Annotated in this window: 20 protein-coding genes and 1 pseudogene; 12 read left to right on the top strand and 9 right to left on the bottom strand. The window is 72.3% G+C overall.

What is annotated here, in order from left to right:
- Positions 1 to 5: 5 nt before the first annotated feature.
- The gene (locus C6W10_RS15120) at positions 6 to 224 is read right to left on the bottom strand and encodes a DUF3039 domain-containing protein (protein WP_101370506.1); all 219 of its coding nucleotides are present in this window, start codon (positions 222 to 224) and stop codon (positions 6 to 8) included.
- A gap of 107 nt (positions 225 to 331) precedes the next feature.
- On the opposite strand from C6W10_RS15120, the gene C6W10_RS15115 reads away from it, so the two are divergent.
- Both C6W10_RS15115 and C6W10_RS15110 read left to right on the top strand, forming a co-directional pair.
- Positions 332 to 1,249: a pseudouridine-5'-phosphate glycosidase gene (locus C6W10_RS15115; protein ID WP_107258632.1), complete on the top strand. Its 918-nt coding sequence runs from the start codon at positions 332 to 334 to the stop codon at positions 1,247 to 1,249.
- Positions 1,249 to 2,199, top strand: coding sequence for a carbohydrate kinase family protein (locus C6W10_RS15110; protein ID WP_107258631.1), 951 nt, complete (start codon positions 1,249 to 1,251; stop codon positions 2,197 to 2,199). Before C6W10_RS15115 ends, C6W10_RS15110 begins: the two co-directional genes overlap by 1 nt.
- A gap of 55 nt (positions 2,200 to 2,254) precedes the next feature.
- Here C6W10_RS15110 and C6W10_RS15105 read toward each other — a convergent pair whose 3' ends face one another.
- Entirely contained in the window at positions 2,255 to 2,611 is a 357-nt protein-coding gene (locus C6W10_RS15105) for a DUF3099 domain-containing protein (RefSeq protein ID WP_107263960.1), read from the bottom strand.
- Between the two features lie 154 nt (positions 2,612 to 2,765).
- Here C6W10_RS15105 and C6W10_RS15100 point away from each other — a divergent pair, with 154 nt between their 5' ends.
- A complete protein-coding gene (locus C6W10_RS15100; protein WP_107258630.1) occupies positions 2,766 to 3,053 on the top strand; it encodes a hypothetical protein in 288 nt (95 codons plus the stop codon).
- A 115-nt stretch (positions 3,054 to 3,168) separates the two neighbouring features.
- Positions 3,169 to 3,480: a hypothetical protein gene (locus C6W10_RS15095; protein WP_107263959.1), complete on the top strand. Its 312-nt coding sequence runs from the start codon at positions 3,169 to 3,171 to the stop codon at positions 3,478 to 3,480.
- Between the two features lie 43 nt (positions 3,481 to 3,523).
- On the opposite strand, the gene C6W10_RS15090 is transcribed toward C6W10_RS15095, so the two are convergent.
- Positions 3,524 to 4,741 (bottom strand): low temperature requirement protein A, encoded by a 1,218-nt coding sequence (locus C6W10_RS15090; RefSeq protein ID WP_107258629.1) that lies wholly within the window; start codon positions 4,739 to 4,741, stop codon positions 3,524 to 3,526.
- A 279-nt stretch (positions 4,742 to 5,020) separates the two neighbouring features.
- Entirely contained in the window at positions 5,021 to 5,599 is a 579-nt protein-coding gene (locus C6W10_RS15085; RefSeq protein ID WP_107258628.1) for an HhH-GPD-type base excision DNA repair protein, read from the bottom strand.
- Between the two features lie 228 nt (positions 5,600 to 5,827).
- Here C6W10_RS15085 and C6W10_RS15080 point away from each other — a divergent pair, with 228 nt between their 5' ends.
- Positions 5,828 to 6,256, top strand: coding sequence for a hypothetical protein (locus tag C6W10_RS15080; RefSeq protein WP_107258627.1), 429 nt, complete (start codon positions 5,828 to 5,830; stop codon positions 6,254 to 6,256).
- Between the two features lie 77 nt (positions 6,257 to 6,333).
- Here C6W10_RS15080 and C6W10_RS15075 read toward each other — a convergent pair whose 3' ends face one another.
- From C6W10_RS15075 to C6W10_RS15060, 4 genes are all read right to left on the bottom strand, one after another.
- Positions 6,334 to 6,699, bottom strand: a complete 366-nt coding sequence (locus C6W10_RS15075) for a nuclear transport factor 2 family protein (protein WP_107258626.1) — start codon at positions 6,697 to 6,699, stop codon at positions 6,334 to 6,336.
- Positions 6,700 to 6,860: 161 nt separating this feature from the next.
- On the bottom strand, positions 6,861 to 7,250 hold the full coding sequence (locus C6W10_RS15070) for a peptidase inhibitor family I36 protein (protein ID WP_159104592.1): 390 nt from the start codon (positions 7,248 to 7,250) through the stop codon (positions 6,861 to 6,863).
- 498 nt (positions 7,251 to 7,748) lie between these two features.
- A complete protein-coding gene (locus tag C6W10_RS39460) occupies positions 7,749 to 9,479 on the bottom strand; it encodes a hypothetical protein (RefSeq protein WP_107258624.1) in 1,731 nt (576 codons plus the stop codon).
- 795 nt (positions 9,480 to 10,274) lie between these two features.
- Positions 10,275 to 10,523, bottom strand: a complete 249-nt coding sequence (locus C6W10_RS15060; protein WP_107258623.1) for a hypothetical protein — start codon at positions 10,521 to 10,523, stop codon at positions 10,275 to 10,277.
- A gap of 915 nt (positions 10,524 to 11,438) precedes the next feature.
- Here C6W10_RS15060 and C6W10_RS15050 point away from each other — a divergent pair.
- From C6W10_RS15050 to dtd, 6 genes and pseudogenes are all read left to right on the top strand, one after another.
- Positions 11,439 to 12,026 (top strand): hypothetical protein, encoded by a 588-nt coding sequence (locus C6W10_RS15050; RefSeq protein ID WP_107258621.1) that lies wholly within the window; start codon positions 11,439 to 11,441, stop codon positions 12,024 to 12,026.
- A gap of 128 nt (positions 12,027 to 12,154) precedes the next feature.
- Positions 12,155 to 12,595: a cupin domain-containing protein gene (locus C6W10_RS15045; RefSeq protein WP_107258620.1), complete on the top strand. Its 441-nt coding sequence runs from the start codon at positions 12,155 to 12,157 to the stop codon at positions 12,593 to 12,595.
- Positions 12,596 to 12,910: 315 nt separating this feature from the next.
- A pseudogene (locus tag C6W10_RS15040) lies at positions 12,911 to 13,570 on the top strand (lytic polysaccharide monooxygenase); the annotation flags it as partial.
- A gap of 252 nt (positions 13,571 to 13,822) precedes the next feature.
- On the top strand, positions 13,823 to 15,097 hold the full coding sequence (locus C6W10_RS15035; protein WP_107258619.1) for a CPBP family intramembrane glutamic endopeptidase: 1,275 nt from the start codon (positions 13,823 to 13,825) through the stop codon (positions 15,095 to 15,097).
- 100 nt (positions 15,098 to 15,197) lie between these two features.
- Positions 15,198 to 16,682, top strand: a complete 1,485-nt coding sequence (locus tag C6W10_RS15030; protein WP_199853934.1) for a methyltransferase — start codon at positions 15,198 to 15,200, stop codon at positions 16,680 to 16,682.
- Between the two features lie 5 nt (positions 16,683 to 16,687).
- Positions 16,688 to 17,110: a D-aminoacyl-tRNA deacylase gene (dtd, locus tag C6W10_RS15025; RefSeq protein ID WP_107258618.1), complete on the top strand. Its 423-nt coding sequence runs from the start codon at positions 16,688 to 16,690 to the stop codon at positions 17,108 to 17,110.
- 45 nt (positions 17,111 to 17,155) lie between these two features.
- On the opposite strand, the gene C6W10_RS15020 is transcribed toward dtd, so the two are convergent.
- Entirely contained in the window at positions 17,156 to 17,944 is a 789-nt protein-coding gene (locus tag C6W10_RS15020) for a sporulation protein (RefSeq protein WP_107263956.1), read from the bottom strand.
- A gap of 365 nt (positions 17,945 to 18,309) precedes the next feature.
- Here C6W10_RS15020 and sigB point away from each other — a divergent pair, with 365 nt between their 5' ends.
- Positions 18,310 to 19,260 (top strand): RNA polymerase sigma factor SigB, encoded by a 951-nt coding sequence (gene sigB / locus C6W10_RS15015; RefSeq protein ID WP_107263955.1) that lies wholly within the window; start codon positions 18,310 to 18,312, stop codon positions 19,258 to 19,260.
- The last annotated feature ends 25 nt before the right edge of the window (positions 19,261 to 19,285 follow it).

Raw genomic sequence — 19,285 nt, 5'->3', positions numbered from 1 at the left:
CCGGCTCAGTCCCGCATGGAGTCGTAGATCTCCTTGCACTTCGGGCAGACCGGCGAGCCGGGCTTGGCGGCCTTGGTGACCGGGAACGTCTCACCGCAGAGCGCGATCACGAAGGTCCCCATGACCGCACTCTCGGCGATCTTTTCTTTCCGGACGTAGTGGAACATCTCCGGCCCGGTGTCCGCGTCCTTCAGCTCCGGACGCTCGAGAACCTCTGTGCTCACGGCAGTGATTCCTCCCTAAGTGACCCCGCCAACGCTCAAGTTTGGCAGGTCACTGCCGAGCGGTCCACCGGAACACCCGCCGGCCCCGGCCCGTACGGTGGTCAGCCGTGAACGATTTCCAGATCCGGTACGGCGCCGAGGTGGCCGAGGCACTGCACGCCGGGCGGCCCGTCGTCGCCCTTGAGAGCACCATCGTCTCGCACGGCCTGCCCCGGCCGGACAACCTGCGGGTGGCCCGCGAGATCGAGGCGACGGTACGCGCCGAGGGCGCCGTACCGGCCACCATCGGCATGGTCGAGGGCGAACTCGTGGTGGGCCTCGACGACGCCCGGTTGACCCGGCTCGCCTCCTCGGACGGGGTGGCCAAGCTCTCCGTACGCGACCTGGCGGTGGCCGCGGCGACCGGGGCGGACGGTGCAACCACGGTGGCCGCCACCAGCGCCGTCGCGGCGGCGGCCGGGATCCGGGTCTTCGCCACCGGCGGGCTCGGCGGGGTGCACCGGGAGGCGGCGCAGACCTTCGACGAGTCGGCCGACCTGACCACGCTCTCCCGGACCCCGATCGCGGTGGTCTGCGCCGGGGTGAAGTCGATCCTCGACGTCGGCGCGACGCTGGAGCGGCTGGAGACGCTCGGCGTGGCGGTGGCCGGTTACCGCAGCCGCCGGTTCCCCGGCTTCTTCGTCACCGACGGCGGCTTCGACCTGGACTGGTCGGTCGACTCACCGGAACAGGTCGCCGCGGTGCTGGCGGCCCGGGCCGCCCACGGGGTGCAGCCGGGTGCGCTGATCGTGGCCAATCCGCTCCCCACCGACGAGCAGCTCGATCCGGCCCTGCACGACCGGACCCTGGCCGACGGGTTGGCCCGGCTCGCCGCCGGCGGGGTGACCGGCAAGGCGGTGACCCCGTTCCTGCTGGCCCACTTCCACTCCGCCACCGAGGGCGCGAGCCTGGCGGTGAACGTCCGGATCATCCTGCGCAACGCGGCCCTCGCGGCCCGGATCGCCGTGGCCGCCGCCGACCGGTGATGGCCAGCACGGGACCCGGGACGGGGCGCAGGATCCTCGTCGTCGGCGACATCGTCACCGACGTGCTGGCGGTGCTGGCCGGGCCGGTGGCGCCGGGCTCGGACACCTCGGCCGAGATCCGGGTCACCGGTGGCGGCCAGGCCGCCAACACCGCCGCCTGGCTGGCCTGGCAGGGCTGCCCGGTCACCCTGGTCGGCGAGGTCGGCGCCGACCAGGCCGGCACCGCGCGGCTCGCCGAACTGGCCGCGCTGGGCGTGCGGTGCGTGGTGCGGCGGCATCCGGACGTGCCGACCGGCACCGTCATCGTGCTGGCCGGGAACGGGGAGCGGACCATGGTGACCCAGCGCGGCGCGAACCTCCGGCTGAGTCCGGGGCACGTGGACGCCGCGCTGGGCGCGAGCGTGGACGCGGGGCATCTGCACCTGTCGGCGTACACCCTGTTGGACGCCGGGTCGCGGGAGGCCGGGCGGCGCGCGCTGGCCGCCGCGCGCGGGCGCGGCCTCACCACCAGCGTCGACGCGGCCTCCGCCGAACCGCTGCGCCGGGTCGGTGCGGCGGCGTTCCTGTCCTGGGTACGCGACGCGGACCTGCTGCTGGCCAACGCGGACGAGGCGGCGGTACTCGCCGGCCCGGGCTCACCGGCCGATCGGGCACGTGCCCTGACCGAGGTGGCCCGGCACGTGGTGCTGAAGGATGGCGCCGCCGGTGCGGTCTGGGCCGAACGCGGCGGCGCGGTGGTCTCCGCGCCGGCCCGCCGGGTTCCGGTGCGGGACGTGACCGGGGCCGGGGACGCCTTCGCGGCCGGCCTGCTGGCGGCCTGGGTCGGCGGGGCGGGCGCGGCCGAGGCACTGGACCGCGCGGCCGAACTCGGCGCGGCGGCGGTCGGCATCCTCGGCGCCCGGCCGGGGCCCCGGCCGACGACCGACGGCTCCGCCGAGGTCACCGGCTGACCACCGCTGCCCCTCCTGACCGCTCGCGTGCCGGGCGGGAGGCGGCCGGTACGGATCAGGGCTCGGCGTCGATCACCCGGTGCGGCCGCTCCTCGGCGGGCAGTGCCCGGGGCGGGGTCTCGTCGAGGTGGCTTCGACGCAGCTTGGCGCCGAGCCGGTGCTGCTCCTTCGGCGGGCGGTCGTTGGCGAGGAGTACCGCCAGCCACGGGATCAGCACCATGCCGACGGCGCAGAGCGGCAGCCAGAGCCAGAGCAGCGGGGCCTTGGCGCCGACCAGGATCGCGCCGACGACGACGCAGATCGCCCGGATGGACATCATCACGATGTACCGGCGCTGGCGGGTACGGAGCTGGTCGTCCTGACTGCGCGAGGCGTCGGTGATCAGGATCGGCTGGTACGCCTGACGCTTCACCACGGCCTCCGGAAGGGATGCGGTCGGTCCACCCCGGAACTCTCCCGTCCCGGGATGCCACCCCCATCCTCGCACCTTCTCCTGGGAAGCGGCGCCGGGCCGAGCCTCTGCCGACACCTCCTCGGCGTGTTACGTACGTGGTACGCTCCCTCGGGTGGGCAGCCGGTTCAGCTTCAGCGACGAGGCACTGGGCAACCTGCGGGTCCACGACGTCACCCCCGGCGAGGTGTGGGAGGCGCTGCACAGCGCCCGACGAGTGATCCGCCACCTCGGCGACGACGTGATGGTCGTCTACGCCGTCGCACGGCGCGGGCGTCGACTGGCCATCCTGCTGGCCGAGGCCGACCAGAACGACAACGACTGGGACATCCTCTCCGCGCGCGACCTGACCGACATCGAGTCCAAGCGCTACGAGGAGGCGATCCAGGGGCGCCGAGGGTGAGTCCGCCGGCCTCACCGGGCGGGCCGGAGATGGCCCACCGGGAGGCCGGATCGCCCACCGGGAGACCGGGATCGAGCAGAAAATCGAGCACGGAGACGAGGAGGAGGCGGTGACGATGCACCGAGACGATGCCATCAAGCGGTTCGACGCCGGAGACGACCAGATCGCGGACCTGATCAACGAGGCGCAGCCGGTCGAGCTGCCCACCCCGGACACCGACGTGCCGATGGTCAGCCGCTCCGTACGCCTGCCGCTGGACACCTACGAACGGGTCCGCTCGGCCGCCGAGGCGCGGGGCATCGGGGTGACCACGCTGATGCGGCAGTGGATCGAGGCCGGGCTGGCCGACCTGGACGACTCGGCGACGGTGTCGCTGGCCGACGTACGCCGGGCCCTGGCCGCGCTCGCCCACCCGACCGCGGCCTGAGCCCGACCGCCGGCGGTCGTCGCCGCTCTGGGACGACCGCCGGTCAGATCGGCGGGGCCGGCTGCTCGGGCGCCTGGCCCCGGGACCGGCGCAGGTCGGAGAGGGCCACCCCGAGCAGCACCCCGGCGGCGGTACCGGCGACCGCCAGCAGCGGCAACCGGACCATCGCCGGTACCACCGCTCCGAGCAGGACCAGGCCGGCCACCCGGGGCCGGGAGACCCGCCCGAACACCTGGAACTCGAAGCCGGCCCGCCCGGCCAGGAACAGGGCGGGACCGCCGAGGATGGTGATCAGCCAGCTGGGTACGACGTGCCCGAACGGGTGCGTGATGGTCAGCTCGTAGCCGACCCCGGTGAGCACGATCCCGGCAATCATGATCAGGTGCGTGTACGCGATCGAGAGGCCGAGCCGGGTCGGATTCCGGGCCCGGATGATCGCGATCGGGAGCACGTGCCCGGCCCGATAGAAGTAGATCCGCCAGAGCAGCACGGTGGTCAGCAGCGCCAGCCCCAGCGCGCTGGTCCGGTCGGGCGTGAAGGCACCACCACCGCCGCTGAAGGTGACCCCGGTGACGAGGATCAACTCGCCGAGCGCGATCAACAGGAACTGCTGGTAGCGCTCGGCCAGGTGCTCCCCGGCGAACGGCTGCTCGCCGTACTGCGAGCGGCCGAGCCGGGGAGTCGGCCAGCCCAGCGCGAACCCGAGATAGTCCACGGTGATCGCGACGGTCCAGAGCACCCCCCGGAGGACACTCTCGTCGACGAGTCCCCCGACCAGCCACGGCACGGCGGTCAACGCGGACCAGAAGAGCACCCGTCGGGGCGCCGCCGGATCGGCGGTGGCGGTGCGGCCACGCGTGGCGAACAGGAAGAACCCGAGCCGGCCGAACTGGACCGCGAGATAGGCGACGGCGAAGATGAGAGCCCGCTCGCCGAACCCCCTCGGCAACGCGACCGCGACCACCATGCTGCAGACCACCGTGATCACCACGACGCCCTGTACGGGGAACGCCTCGGGCTCCAGGGCGCTGGTGACCCAGGCCGTCGACGCCCAGATCAGCCAGAGCGCCAGAAAGAGCACCAGGGTCTGGCCCGCCTCGGAGAGCAGGATGCGCTGACCGGTGGTGAAGTCCTCGACCAGTCGCTGGGAGACCCGGGTGAGCGCGAAGACGAAGACCAGATCCAGGAACAGTTCCAGGAACGTGGCCCGCTGCGAACTGGACTCGGCGCGCAGCAGCGGGTCCACGGGTGTGTCAGCCATCCGGCATCAGCCGGGTGGGTCGGGTCGCCCGCCCGAGGCGTACCCGGGTCCGAGCCGTCGCAACCACCACCTCGCCCCCCGAGCGTCGACGATCTCAACACTCAACGAGCCAGCATGGCGCGGGGGCGCTGCGGCCGTCCGAATCGGCCCCGCCGGTCGCCGAACCGGCCCCGTCACCCCCGGCTCCGGCCACCGTCCGTATCCGCCCTGGCGGCCGGCGGTCCCCGGTACGTTAGCCCGCCCGGCGGCCGGTGGTCCGTGGCCGGGGCGGGTGCCGGGTCAGTCTGCCGCCGCGGCCTTGGCGGCGGCCTTCATCTGCTGCTTGTGCTGGCGTACCTTGGCCAGCGACGTCTCGTCCACCACGTCGGCGACCGAGTAGTAGGCACCGTCGACACCGTAGTCGCCGGCCGCCTCGCGCCAGCCGGGCGGCTGCACACCGAAGCGCTTGCCGAGCAGGGCCAGGAAGATCTGCCCCTTCTGCCTGCCGAACCCGGGCAGCCCGGTGATCCGCTTCAACAGCTCGCGGCCGTCCTCGGCCTCCGACCAGAGCCGGCTCGGGTCGCCGTCGTACCGCTCGACGAGGGTCCGGCACACCTCCTGCACCCGGCCCGCCATCGCCTTGGGGAACCGGTGCAGGGCGGGACGCTCGGCGAAGATCGCGGTCAGCGCGTCCGGGTCGAAGCTGGCCAGCTCGGCCGCGTCCGGCGGGTGGCCGAGCCGCCTGACCAACTCGTACGGGCCGGCGAAGGCCTTCTCCATGCTGACCTGCTGGTCCAGCACCATGCCGATCAGCAGGGCGAGCGGGTCACGCCGGAGCAGTTCGTTGGCTTCGGCGTCGATGGGCAGCGAGAGCGTCATGCGGCTATCTTGCCTGCTCACCTCGACACCGGGGGAACGCCCCGGGCGGGTCCGGCCCGCAGACAGGTACCGCCGCCCTGGGCGGCCCGGACATCCGCACGGCGCTGGGTCGTTCCGCCGAAATCGACGGTAATCTAACCAGACGGGCCGATCGATCTCGGAGACTCTCCTGCACCTGCCGGATCGGCCCGTCGATCCGGATCTTCCCGGGTGCCTCGGAGGGGTCTCATGGCGCTGATCCTGGTGACGACGTTGGCTGCGCTCGCCGCCGTACTGGCGGTCGGGGTGTTGGTCCTGCTCGGCAGAGGAGGCGACGGAGCGCCGCTGCTCCGCTGGTCAGGGCTGCTGATCACCGCACTGGTGGCGGTCGTCCTCGCCCCGTTCACCGTCGAGGACTCCGGCGCGGCGGCGATCGTCCTGCTCGGCGTACCGGTGCTCGCGGCCGCCCTTCCGCCACTGGCCCAGCGGTTCGTCCCGCGCGGCGCCGGGTACCTCGATCTCCTCGCGGCGGTCGTGATCGGCGGCTGGGGACTGCTGCTGGCCCTCGGCGGCCTCGGTGTCGCGTTCCTCCCCTCGGCGCTGCTGTTCCTGGCCGGCGCGGCCCGGAGCCTGGCCCTCGGCCACCGCTCGCCTCCGGGTCCCGCGCCGAGCCGCTGAGCACGCACCGCCGAGCTGCGCCGCCCGGGCCGGACGCGACGCCTCGGTCACCACCTCTGTACGGCGGGCATCCGACCTCAGCCGGGTACCTTGTCCAGGAAGCCGTAGACCGCCCGGATCCGCCCCTGGCCGGTCACTCCGGCGACGTCGAAGCCGACCGCGACCGGTTCACCGCCGGACGCCGGTACGAGTTGCCAGCCGAACCGGACGATGTCGTGATGCCCGTCCACGACCCCGGTCGGCTCGAAGCGCAGCCCGGGAAACATCTCCCGGGCGGCACCGATCACCGCCCCGATCCCGTCGTGTCCGCCGACGTCGGCGAGCGGGTCGGTGTAGGTGGCGTCCTCGGCGAAGAGGTCGGCGATGCCGGCCGAGCGGGCGGCGGGATCCGGCTCGTTCCACAGGTCGAGGTACCGGCCGACGAGTCCCTTGAAGTCGGTCACGCTGGAGTCCTTCCGAACGACGGTGCGGGTGGGGCCGGCGGCAGCAAGTTGATCAGTGCCGCCGGAGCCACCAAAACTGCCACCGGGCCCGGATGCTGTCGATTACCTCGGAGGTCAGGTGACGTGCCGCACCACGCTCGGCAACTGGGGAGCAGCCGGCGTCAGCAGTACCGGTAGACGTGGGTGGCCCAGTTCCGGTACGGCGCGACGTCGCCGAGGGCCCGCGCGGCGGCGCCGACCGAGAAGAGGCGACTGCCGCTGTAGAGGAACGCCACCGACCCACTGGTCAGGTTGTAGTGCGCGGACTCGACGCGGTACTGCCAGCCCCAGGTGGCCAGGTCCTGCCGACCGCAGTCGGACAACCGGCCCCGGGGGTAGCCGTAGCTGGTGCGGTCGTAGAAGCAGAACCAGCCCTGCGGGCAGTCGGCGACCGCGGCCCGGGTGTGTCCGGGGCGGGTCAGGGTGACGACGAACCGTCCCCCGTCGTAACTGATTTCGTTGTCGTTGAGGACCACCCCACCGGGATGTGTGGCGAGATGATCCGAGATCACTTTCGGGACATCGTCCGGCCGGGGCACGGAACTGGCGGCCGGCGTCGCGGGAAATGCGACGACGGCGACACCGACGAGGCTGAGCAGGATGGCGGAGCAGCGTCTGACAACTGGCGTCATGGATGACCTCACGGGGGTGAATGCGCATGACAGGAGCAACGCCGGCGAGACGGTCACCCGGAGGATGTCGACGATGGACGATCACGTATCTGGACCGACACTCTCCGCAGTCACCGCTGCTCCCAGAGTAGGAACGAGGCGCGCGTGATCGCCACTCGTAGCCAGCAAGTGACGTGAGTGAATAGCTGTCGGAAATTGGAAGGTGGCGAGACGGCTCTAGACTGTCCGCCGACGGGCGATCTCCGCCGGCCCGTCACGGCTGTTCGCGGCTATATCGCCGTCGATCGGGTACGCGAATGTCCCGTGAATCAGCGGCCCGGCAGTCATCCGTGACGCGAATTTGACAGCGTTTCGCGAATTCGGTGCCTTACGGACGACTCAGCCGAGACGATCGGTACGCGACCGTTCGAGATAGAGCGTGTAGCCGCTCGTGGCACCGTCGGCCGGGTCGGCCCCGCCGGGACCGGGCAGCCGGCTCGTCTCCTGGCTCAGCAACTCCCCGGTGGCCGTACTGAAGATCAGGGTGACCCGTTCGCCGAACGGGGTGCTCCCGGCGACGTCGGCGCTGACCGCGATGCCGCCGCGACGGAGGCGATCCTGCACCACGCCCCGATAGGTCAGTCCCGCCGTCCCGGCGAGCACCGTAAGGACGGCGGCCCGCTGCTGCCGGTCGAGGGGGTGGAACATGTTGACGCTGGCCACGGCGCGCAGTCGGCCCACCGGACCGAGGTGGGGCGGCTGCTCCCGGTCGAGTTGCCCGACCAGGATCGCCGGGTCCGCCGAGGGAAACCTGACGACGATCGTCAGTCCGCCGGGTGGAAACGGATGCGAGGTGGGCACCTGGTCATTCCGGTCGGTCCGGGTCACCACCCGTAGCCCGGAGAGGTCCTCGGCCCACCACAGCTGTTCCTCCTCGACGGTGACGCCTCCGTCCCGCCCGGCCGGCGTCGTCTCCCGGGACAAGAGTCGCGCCCGGGTGTACGCGTACCGCCCGGTCGCCGGGGTGTCCGTGCCCTGCCGGACCAGGTCGGCAAGGTGATAGAGCCAGGTGCTCGCGGCGGCGGGCGCGTCCGGAAGCACGGGTCCGGCCGACCCGACCGGCGGGCTCGACGGTGCGGTGGACGTCGCCACGGGCTCCCGGTCGCCCCGGTCCGCCACCAGCACTCCGGCGGTACCCGCCAGGGCCATCCCGGTGGCCCCTGCCACCGCCGCGGTCAACACGCTGCGCCGGGTCCAGGTGACGCCCAACCACCGGGCCGGAACCGGCAGCACCGGCCCCGGGGACGGCGGAACCTCACCCAGCGGAACCGGGGACGGCGCGACCGGCGGCACCGGCCCCGGGGACGGCGGGACCTGGGCCGGCGGGGCCTGGGACGGCTCGGCCGGCGGGGTCTCCGGCGACCGGGGCACGGGCTCGGGCGACCTGGGCCCGGGGACGACCGGTGGCGTCGCGCCCGGGGCGGGGCGTGCCGGAGGCAGGCTCGCCCGCCGCGCGGAGCCGATCTCGTCGAGCACCTCCTCCTGGCGGCGCAGTGCCTGGATCCGGTGCAGGTGCTTGCGCCAGTACCGGACGTCGCCGTCGAGCCCTCCGCAGGCGAAGACCACGTGGTCGAGTACCAGCTCGGTGGGTGGGCGGCTCCGGTCGACGAACTCCGCGACGATCTCCGACTCGGGTACCGCCCGGACCGTCCACTTGCTCCGGCCCTGCTTGTCCTGGCCAAGTACGCTCCCGGCGGCCTCGGCCAGCCGCCGGGCCAGCTCGGCGGTGTCCAGCCGCCCGTGCACCACCAGTCCCTGCCGGGCAGCGAGCGCGACCAGGGCGTCGACCAGGGCGTCGTCGGTCTCACAGCTCGCCGGTCCCGACCGGAACGCCTCGACGGCCACGGCCGTCTCCGCCCAGAGCCGCAGCACGCTGTCGTAGGTGTCCCCGCCCGTAATGCCACAACCCCGGAGGAACGCCTCCAGGCACTCCCGGGTCGGCAGCACCAGACCGTTCTTCGCCCGGGAGAGGTTGGCGGCGCTGCTGCTGGGGCCGAGTCTCATCCGTTCCAGCGGCGGCTCGCCGGCGTCCGCGTGGACGTCCCGGAGCACCTGCGCGAGCCGGGCCACCGGCCCGAACCCCAGCAGCGGGTTGCCGGGCCGTCCGGTCCGCGTCCCGTCGGTACGGGGTCGGGGGACCCTGGCCCTCCCGGTCGCCGGCCGCCCCGCCTGCCCTACCTGCCCCGCCCGCCCTGCCTGCCCGGACGGTGGGGCGGGTCGGCCCGGCTGCCCGGGCGGTCCGGGCCGGCTGGACTCCCGGGCTGCGCCGGAGCGTCCGAGCTGCCCCGGCTCGACACGGGGATCGGTCGGCTGCTGGCGACGATGCCAGTCACTGTCTTGCACGTTACGCGGCCTTTCGAGGGGCGGGTAACGCCTCGCGGTCGCGACGCGTCACCCGCCGGGTCCAGCGGTTCCAGACCATCGTTGGAGATCATTTCCCGCCCGGACCGGTTGCAGCCGGTCCGATGATCTCGAACGACATTCCGGATCATCTCACCACCGCACGGCGGGGGGCTAGTCCAGAAAAAACAAAACTTCGGCCGCGATCCAGCAATGAATCGATCAATGGCTATGTGTCGCGGCAACATTCGCGCCATCAAGAACTCTGGGCGTCAACCCGAAAATGCTTCACCTGCTTTCCTCACCACCCAAGCGGGGACAGCGACCGAACCGAAGCGGAGAGCGAAGTGGACTGTCGCCCACCGGCTACCTACGGTAAAGTCCCACTAAGCGTGATCGGGCGATCACAGCACCCCGATTCGGCCTTCCATGGGTCCAGCGGAGTCGGGTGGGGGTCTTCCGTTGCAGCGGAAGACCCCCTTTCAACCGTCGACCCCCGAAGCCGGCCCGGCCCGGAGGCGCACCTCACTGACCTGGACCGGAACCCCCCGTACCGATCATGATCAGTGCCTTCAGCAGCCGGCCGAACCAGCCGTCGCGGCCCTTACCGTCCGCCGGTGCCGTGACCCGGCGGACCACCCCGACGGCGACTCCGCAGAGCACGACCAGGACGGCCAGTGCGGGCCAGAGCGGTACCCCGATGTGCAGCAACAGGACCATGCAGCCCATCAACATGGCGAGCACCGGGACGAGCAGTCCGCCGGCAATCGCCACGCCGGAAACGAGACGAACCCGTTCCGACACTCTCCCCCCGGACCCGGAATCCGGGTCCTCTTTCCTCGCAGGCATCTCGGCCTTCCTCACTTGCGCCGGACGGCGACACCGTGATCGTGCACACCGACCGGAGGTCCGATAGTCACGACGAGAACAGGATTGCCCGGACGGTCTGCAGCCCGCCCGCTGATCTCGTTGATTGAAGGGATCATGTGCAAGCGAACGGGATTCGTCAAGAAGCGAAATGAGTCCGTTCTTGTTCCGATTCGACGAAGGGAGATTTTCCGTTTCGGAAGGGAGAATCCAGAACCGGCGTCGGAGCGGGTAGGCGGCACGGAAAAAGGCCGTACGCTGCGGGTTCGTACGGCGGGAAAAGTTCCGCCGGGGACGGAAGAACTCCCCGCCGGTTTGGGTCGGTGACAGGCAGCCGGATTTGCCGTGGATGGCCACGGTCAGCCGCGGGCGGTCCGGGGCGCCCGCTCCGGGCATCGGCGGAAAAACGGCTCCACCTGTCCCGGCCGAAGCGCAGCACCGGAGCCGGCCGGTCCTTGCCGTCCCGTACCGCCACCACCCCGGGCGGGTACCGACGCCCGCCGCGCAATCCCCGCCGTTGCCGGCCGAGCGGGAGCGAGCGGGGCGACGGCCGGAGCCGGATGCCCCGCTGAGCATCGTCGATATTGCCGGGGCGGGGCGGGGCGTGCTGGAATGGCTCATATCGCCGCAGTGCGGGGGCAACCGCACTGGGAACGGCCAGCACGGGAGCACCGCAGTGTCGGCAGCGCGCGCCGCGACGCCAGATCCGCACTGCATTCGCCGGGCCAGCTTCCGCCAACGACGGACACCCACCCAGCACGGGTCGGCCCGTCCGACGAGATCTGCCAACGCACCAGACCGGCGACGAGATGAGAAACGATCATGAATACCCGGAACAGTTTCGCGGGGTGGTACCGCAACCGCTTCGTGTGGGTGGCGGTCATCCTGCTGGCGGTGTCGGCCGGCACGGTCGTACTGATCAACACGGCCGGCTCGGAGGCCAGGCCACCGGATCTGCAGGGGCAGATCATGACCCGGTTGCGGACCACACTGGAGTCGGCCGACCCGGCGCAGCACCAGCACGCGGGCCACAACGTGCAGCAGGCGACCGCCGAGAAGGACGGCAAGAAGCCGGCGATCATCTGCGGGGTCCGCGTCTACGGCTTCGAGCCGAGCGAGGTCACCGCGCTCGCCGACGTGCAGACCGTCTACGGCTTCCACCTCTGCGGGGTCGCCGAGCAGAACCGGCCCTGGGACTGGGCGGTCAAGCTGGCCGGCCCGGTGATCGTGGACATGTCCACCGAACCGCCCGCCATCCAGGTGGTCGAGGCGACCGCCGACGTCCGGTTCATCGACCGGCTCCGGGAGATGTTCCCGGACAAGTACGAGAAGCTGGCCGAGAAGGAGGCACTGGACGAGTCCGAGATGGCCGACCTGCGCCGCCGGTACGACGAGGCGGCCGGGCTCTGACCGCCCGGGGCGGCCGGCGGCGAGGTCGTACCCGATCCCGTCCGGCCGCCGGGGCGTACCCCGCTCGGTAGACTTCCGGTTCGTCGGGTTTCGGGGCGGACCCGGCGTACCCGAGTGGAGGTCGACCCGTGACGACACCGCACCGACCCCCGCTGGCCGAGCGGCTCGACCTGGCCCCGCACCCGGAGGGCGGCTGGTTCCGCGAAACCTGGCGTTCGACGCACGCCTTCACCCCCGAGGGGTACGCCGGGCCGCGTGCCGCCGCGACCGCGATCTACTTCCTGCTGCAACCCGGGGAGCGGTCCCGCTGGCACGTCGTCCGCTCCGACGAGCTGTGGCTCTGGCACCGGGGCGGCCCGCTGCGGCTGCGGCTCGGTGGCGCGGCCGAGGTGCCGGCGGAGGTGCCGACCGAGGTCCGACTCGGCCCGGACGTGACCGCCGGTGAGCAGCCACAGTTGCTGATCCCCGGCGGTGTCTGGCAGTCGGCCGAGCCGGCGGGCGACCAGCCGGTCCTGGTGAGCTGCGTGGTGGCGCCCGGCTTCGACTTCGCCGACTTCCAGCTGGCCTGAGCCGACCTCCACTCCCCCCGCCCCGCGCTGCCGACAGCGGTCGGGTCGGTGGACATGCGGGACCATTCCGTCGGGGACATATCGATAGACACCTATTGATTGAGCCGGCCATCCATGCTGCAATGGTTCATATCGCCGCAGTACGGGGGCAACCGTGCTGCGTGTGTGGGATCCGGGCCTGATGTGCCAGTAGCCGGTGACCGGGCGACGGACGCCACCACCACGCCCGCACGCCCCGCCGGACAACACCCGACCGCGCCGCCCGCCACACCCCTGGGCAGCGGGTCGAACAGAAGGGATCAACTCGTGAAGCTCATGCGCAGACTGACGGTCGTCGGTGTCTCCGCCGTACTGACCGCCGGCCTCCTGACGGTGATCTCGCCGACCCCGGCCAACGCACACGGCGCGCTGATGATTCCGGCGAGCCGGACGTACGCCTGCTACCGGGACGGCCTGACCCCGCAGGGCAACATCGTGAACAAGAACCCGGGCTGTGTCGCCGCGGCCAACATCAGCGGCGTCTCCCCGCTCTACAACTGGTTCAGCGTGCTCCGCTCGGACGGCGCCGGCCGGACCCGGGGCTTCATCCCGGACGGCCAGCTGTGCAGCGGCGGCAACTCCACCTTCCGGGGTTGGGACCTGGCTCGGAACGACTTCCCGAAGGCCCAGGTCAGCTCGGGCGCGAGCATCGAGTTCCGGTACAGCAACTGGGCCGCGCACCCCGGCCGGTTCGACCTGTACGTCACCCGCAACGGTTGGAGCCCCACCCGCGCGCTGGCCTGGAGCGACCTGGAGTCGACGCCGTTCTCCTCGGTCACCAACCCGCCGCAGCGGGGCAACGTGGGCAGCAACGACGGCCACTACTACTGGACCGGTCGACTGCCGTCCGGCAAGAGCGGCCACCACATCATCTACTCGGTGTGGACCCGCTCCGACAGCACCGAGACCTTCTACGGCTGCTCGGACGTGACGTTCTGACGCGCTGAGCCCGTCGGCCCGCGCACCGCGAGCACGTCGCCCGGCCCGCCCCCGCGCGGCGAACCGTGACGCTCTCGACGGGATGCCACCGCCCCATCCGGCGGCGCATCCCGTCGAGAACGGCTTTTCCGGCCCGTCGGTTGTTTTCGGCCGGTCCGGCCCGTCGTGCCGGGTCGACCATCCCGGGTCCGCACCGGGTCGGGCAGTCCCGCCGATGTCTCACTGGCACCGACCGGGCACCCTTGGCACATGACGACCGCACCCGCGCCGGGCACCGCCTACCACCGGCTGGCCCGTACCGACCGGCACCGCTGGTGGCGCCCGCTGCTCGGGACCCTGCTGATCCTCGGCGGCACCTTCGTGCTGCTCTGCCTGCTGGTCGGCATCGGCACCGCGATCGCCGCCGTCACCGGGCGTCCGACCGGCCCGGACGGCCTGCCGGCGCTGGGCGCGCTGGGTGATCTCGTACTCTTGCTGGCCGCCATCGCCGCCGCGCTGCCGTTCGTCCTGCTCGCGGCGCGCTGGGTGCAGGCCCGTCCGGCCGGTACGGTCTCCTCGGTACTCGGCCGGCTGCGTTGGCGCTGGCTTGGCTGGTGCGCGCTGGTCGCCGTACCGGCGGTGCTGCTCCTGCTCGGTGGCAGCTTCGGCCTGCTCGCCCTGACCGGCAGCGCCGACGGCGACGAGGCGGTCGGCACCGGCTGGCCGGGCTGGGCGGGCTTCCTCGGCGCACTGGTCCTGCTGCTCCTGCTGGTGCCGTTCCAGGCCGCGGCCGAGGAGTACGTCTTCCGGGGCTGGCTGTTACAGCTCGTCGGGGTGCTCCTCCGGACGCCGTGGCCGGCGATCGCCCTCCAGGCCGTGCTCTTCGCGTTCGCCCACGGCTGGGGCACCGGGTGGGGATTCGCCGACCTGATGGTCATGGGTGGCGTACTCGGCTGGTTGACCGTCCGTACCGGCGGCCTGGAGGCCGCGATCGCGCTGCACGTGGTGAACAACCTGGTCTCGTTCGTCGGCGCGGCGGCGCTGGGGCAGCTCGGCATCGACGAGACCGCCGCCGACGCTCCCTGGGAGATGTTCGTGGTCAGCCTGCTGGTGAACGCCGGCTACGCCGTCGCGGTGCTCCGGCTGGCCCGCCGCCGCCGGCTGCCGACCGTCTCGCCCGAGCGACCGGCCCCGCCGCCCGGCTACCCGGCCGCCGTCCCCGGACACCCGTTCCCCGCACCCGCCCACCCGGCCGCCATTCCCGGACACCCGTTCGCCGTACCCGCCCACCCGGGCGCCGGGTCGGGGCAGCCGCTCCCCGGACCGGGGCAACCGCTCCCCGGGGCCGGGCCGCCGCCCTTGCCCGCCACCGACCAGCACGGCCGGCAGAACGGGGCCGAACAGCACGGCCGGCAGAACGCGACCGACCAGCACGGTCGGCAGAACGGCGAGCGCGACAGCGGCGAACAGCACGGGCATCAGCCGCCGACCGCGCCGGCACAGGGGCCGCGAGCTGGTCAAACGCCGATCGGACCGACCGACTGACCGGCGCCGTGCCGACGCGTTACACCCGACGGGTGGTTCCGGGCCGCCAACTGCGGGGGTGCGGGTCGGCCCGGTCGGGGCGGCGGGCAGGATGGACGCCGTGGACGGGAACGAGATGCTGCTGTCCCCGGCTGGGGTCGACCAGCTCCGGACGGCACTGACCAGCGCGGGCTACACCTCGAGCGGCATCGCCGACCGGCTCGGCCCGGCCGCGACGAGCGGACTGGCCCGCAACGACTACCGGGCGGCACTGCGCGCCACCGAGGACCGCGACCCGCTCGCCACCCTGATCCGGCTCTTCGTCTGCGCCCAGACCGAGCCGGAGGCGGCCGTACGGGCGGCCCTCGCCCCGCTGCCGCTCGCCGAGGCGCTCGCCGGAGGGCTGCTCGAACGGGTCGGCGACGGGCTCCGCCAGGGCGTCGACCTGGAGCCGTACGGGGACACCTGGTGGGTCCTCTCCGACGTACCGGCCAGCGCCCGGCCCGGCCAGCCGCTCGCCGCCGACCACGTACTCGGGATCGGCGGCGCGACCACCACGCTGGTCGGGGCGACCATCCGGCGCCCGGTCGGCAGCGCCCTCGACCTCGGCACCGGAAGCGGCGTGCAGGCCCTGCACCTGGCCGAGCACGCCCGCTCGGTGACCGCCACCGACGTCTCCGAGCGGTCGCTGCGGTTCGCCGCGACCACCGCCGCGCTGAACGGACACCGCTGGGAGCTGCTCAGGGGCGACCTGGTCGGCCCGGTGGCCGGTCGCCGCTTCGACCTGGTGGTGAGCAACCCGCCGTTCGTGGTCGGCCCGGGCACCACCACGCACAGCTACCGCGACTCGGGCCGGGTCGGTGACGGGATCGCCGCCGAACTGGCCGCCGCCGCGCCGGGCCTGCTCACCGAGGGCGGCACCATGCAGTACCTGGCCAACTGGCTGCACGTGGCCGGCGAGGACTGGGGTGAGCGGGTGGCCGGCTGGTTCGCCGGTACCGGCCTGGACGCCTGGGTGATCCAGCGCGAGGTCGCCGACCCGATGAACTACGTCGACCTGTGGCTCTCCGACGCCGGCGAGGCGGCCGACCCGCACCGGGTGGCCGCCTGGCTCGACTGGTTCGACGCGCAGAAGGTCGAGGCGATCGGCTTCGGCGTGGTGAACCTGCGCCGGGGTGGCCACCCCGATCCGGTGGTACGGGTCGAGGACCTGCGGCAGGCGGTACAGCCGCCGATGGGCGAGCAGGTCGCGGCCTGGTTCGACCGGCAGGACTGGCTGCGCGGCCGGGACGACGAGGCGCTGCTGACCACCAGGTTCCGGGCGGTCGACGGTCTGAAGCTGCGCCAGGAGGCGTCGATGGGCGACGACGGCTGGGTGGTGGACCGGCAGGTGCTCGTCCAGTCGCACGGGCTGCGCTGGACCGAGGAGGTGGACCCGCTGGTGCTGGCCCTGGTCGGCGGGGCCAACGGCCAGGTGCCGCTGCGCGAGCAGCTCGCGGTGCTGGCGCTGGCGCACGACGTACCCGCGACGGACCTTGCCGAGGCGGCCGCGCCGATCATCGCGCACCTGGTGGAACGCGGCGTCCTGGCGCCCGTGGCAGACTGACCGTCGTGCGTGCGGTGGTGCAGACGGTCAGCCGGGCCAGTGTGACGGTGGACGGCGAGGTGGTCGGGGCGATCTCCGACGGGCTGCTGGTGCTGCTCGGGGTGACCCACGCCGACACCCGGGCCACCGCCGAGACGATGGCCCGGAAGGTGCACGAGCTGCGGATCCTGGCCGACGAGCGGTCGGCCGCCGACGTCGGGGCGCCGCTGCTGGTGGTCAGCCAGTTCACCCTCTACGGCGACGCCCGCAAGGGCCGCCGGCCCAGTTGGGGCGCGGCGGCCCCGGCCGAGGTGGCCGAACCGCTGGTCACCGCGTTCGTCGAGGCGCTGCGGCTGCGGGGGGCCAAGGTCTCCACCGGCCGCTTCCGGGCGCACATGCTGGTCGAGAGCGTCAACGTCGGCCCGCACACGGTGCTGCTGGAGCTGTAGCGCCGACCCGCGCCGCCCGTCGGGCGGACCGCCGCAGGGCGGGGCTCAGAAGAAGAGGCCGCGCTTCTGCATCGACTGGCGCAGCCAGCCGTCGAGCTGCCGGACCCAGTCCGTCCGGTCGACGGAGGCGTAGTCGACGGTGAACCGGCCGAACGCGTCCCGGCCCTCGGTGAAGAGACCGCCCCGCTTGTCGATCTCCAGCACGATCTGCAAGTGCTGCGGCGTGGCCACGAAGGTCAGTTCGAGCTGGTTGATCGCCCGGGCGTACTGCGGACCGGGGTAGAACTCGATCTCCTGGTAGAACGGCAGGCTCTGGCGTACGCCGTAGATGTGGCCGCGCTCGACGTCCGCCCGGCTGAACCGGAAGCCGAGCTGGACCAGGGCGTCGATGACCCGCTCCTGCGCCGGCAGCGGATGCACCGCGACCGGGTCGAGGTCACCCTTGTCCACCGCGCGGGCCACCTCCAGCTCGGTACGCAGCCCCATGGTCATCCCGTGCAGGTGGCGACCGCCGATCTCGGTCAGCGGCGTCTCCCACGGCACCTCGAAGCGGAACGGGATGTCGTGGCGCTGCCCGCTCTCCAGCCGGAACGGGCCGGTCACCCGCTGCCGCTGGAACTCCTGGGTGGTGTTGTACTCACTGTCACCACTCTCCACCTCGACCCGGGTCACCAGGCCGAGCGCGACGTACTCGACGTCCACCGGATGGTCGCCGCCCGCGACGTGGACCTGGCCCTCCAGATAACCGCCTGGCCGGCAGTTCGGGTTGGTCAGCACCGTCTCGACCGACGGACCGCCCACACCCATCGCCTGCATCAACCGCTTGAAGACCACCACGTCCTCCATCCGTCGTCGATCTCTGTCCCGTCTCGCACGGTAACCGTCACTGGCAAGTACCGCCCGGGCAACGGGCCGGAGCGGTCCGGTACCGGAGGACGACGATCAATGGGATCAAGGTCGAGAAACCGGGACGAACCAGCCCCCGGCGGTCTCCCGGTTTCATGCCAACCCGACGTTCTCCTCACCTCGGCTTCACGCCCTACCGGCCAAGCTATGTGTCACCAGCGCGGTTGTCCGCTGGTACGCGCCACATTGTCGAAGCGGGGAGGCGACAGATGATGGTCCTGAACGAGAGCCACACTCACCCGGCCAGCGCGGCCGGGGTCCACACCGAGCCGACCGGGGACGGCGGGCAGGTCATGGTCGACCTCGACGCCACCGACGAGCGGGGTGCCTCGGCCGACCTGGTCCGGGCCTACCTCAACGGCATCGGCCGGACCAAGCTGCTCACCGCCGTCCAGGAGGTGGAGCTGGCCCGGCGGATCGAGGCGGGGCTCTACGCCGAGGAGAAGCTGAGCGCCGACACGCGGGGGGCGTTGTCGGCGGAGCTGCGAGCCGACCTGGAGATCATCGCTGTCCAGGGGCGGGCCGCGAAGAACCACCTGCTGGAGGCGAACCTGCGGCTGGTGGTCAGCATCGCGAAGCGGTACACGGGGCGGGGCATGGCGTTCCTGGACCTGATCCAGGAGGGCAACCTCGGCCTGATCCGGGCCGTCGAGAAGTTCGACTACACCAAGGGCTACAAGTTCTCCACCTACGCCACCTGGTGGATCCGGCAGGCCATCACCCGGGCCATGGCCGACCAGGCCCGCACCATCCGCATCCCGGTGCACATGGTCGAGCAGGTCAACCGGATGGTCCGGACCCGCCGGGACCTGGCCACCCAGCTCGGCCGGGAGCCCACCGTCGCCGAGGTCGCCGCCGCGCTGGGCGTACCGGAGTTCCAGGTCATCGAACTCATCTCGTACGACCGGGAGCCGGTCAGCCTCGACCAGGCCGTCGGCGAGGACGGTGAGAGCGCCCTCGGTGACTTCGTCGCCGCCGTCGACCCCCGCGAGGAGCCCGGTGACGCCGTCTCGGCGGGTCAGCTCCGCAACGAGGTGGAGATCGTCCTCGCCACCCTCTCGCACCGCGAGCAGGCCGTGATCCGGCTGCGCTTCGGCCTGGACGACGGGCGGCAGCGCACCCTCGACGAGGTGGGCCGGGAGTTCGGCCTCTCCCGGGAGCGGATCCGCCAGATCGAGAAGGTCACCCTGCTGAAGCTGCGCCACCCGTCCCGGGCCGACCGCCTGGAGGCGTACGCGAGCTGAGCCGTACCCTCCGGAGCCCCCGCCA

The sequence above is a fragment of the Plantactinospora sp. BB1 genome (assembly GCF_003030385.1).
Lineage (GTDB): Bacteria > Actinomycetota > Actinomycetes > Mycobacteriales > Micromonosporaceae > Plantactinospora.
This window is presented reverse-complemented; position numbering and strand designations above follow the sequence as displayed.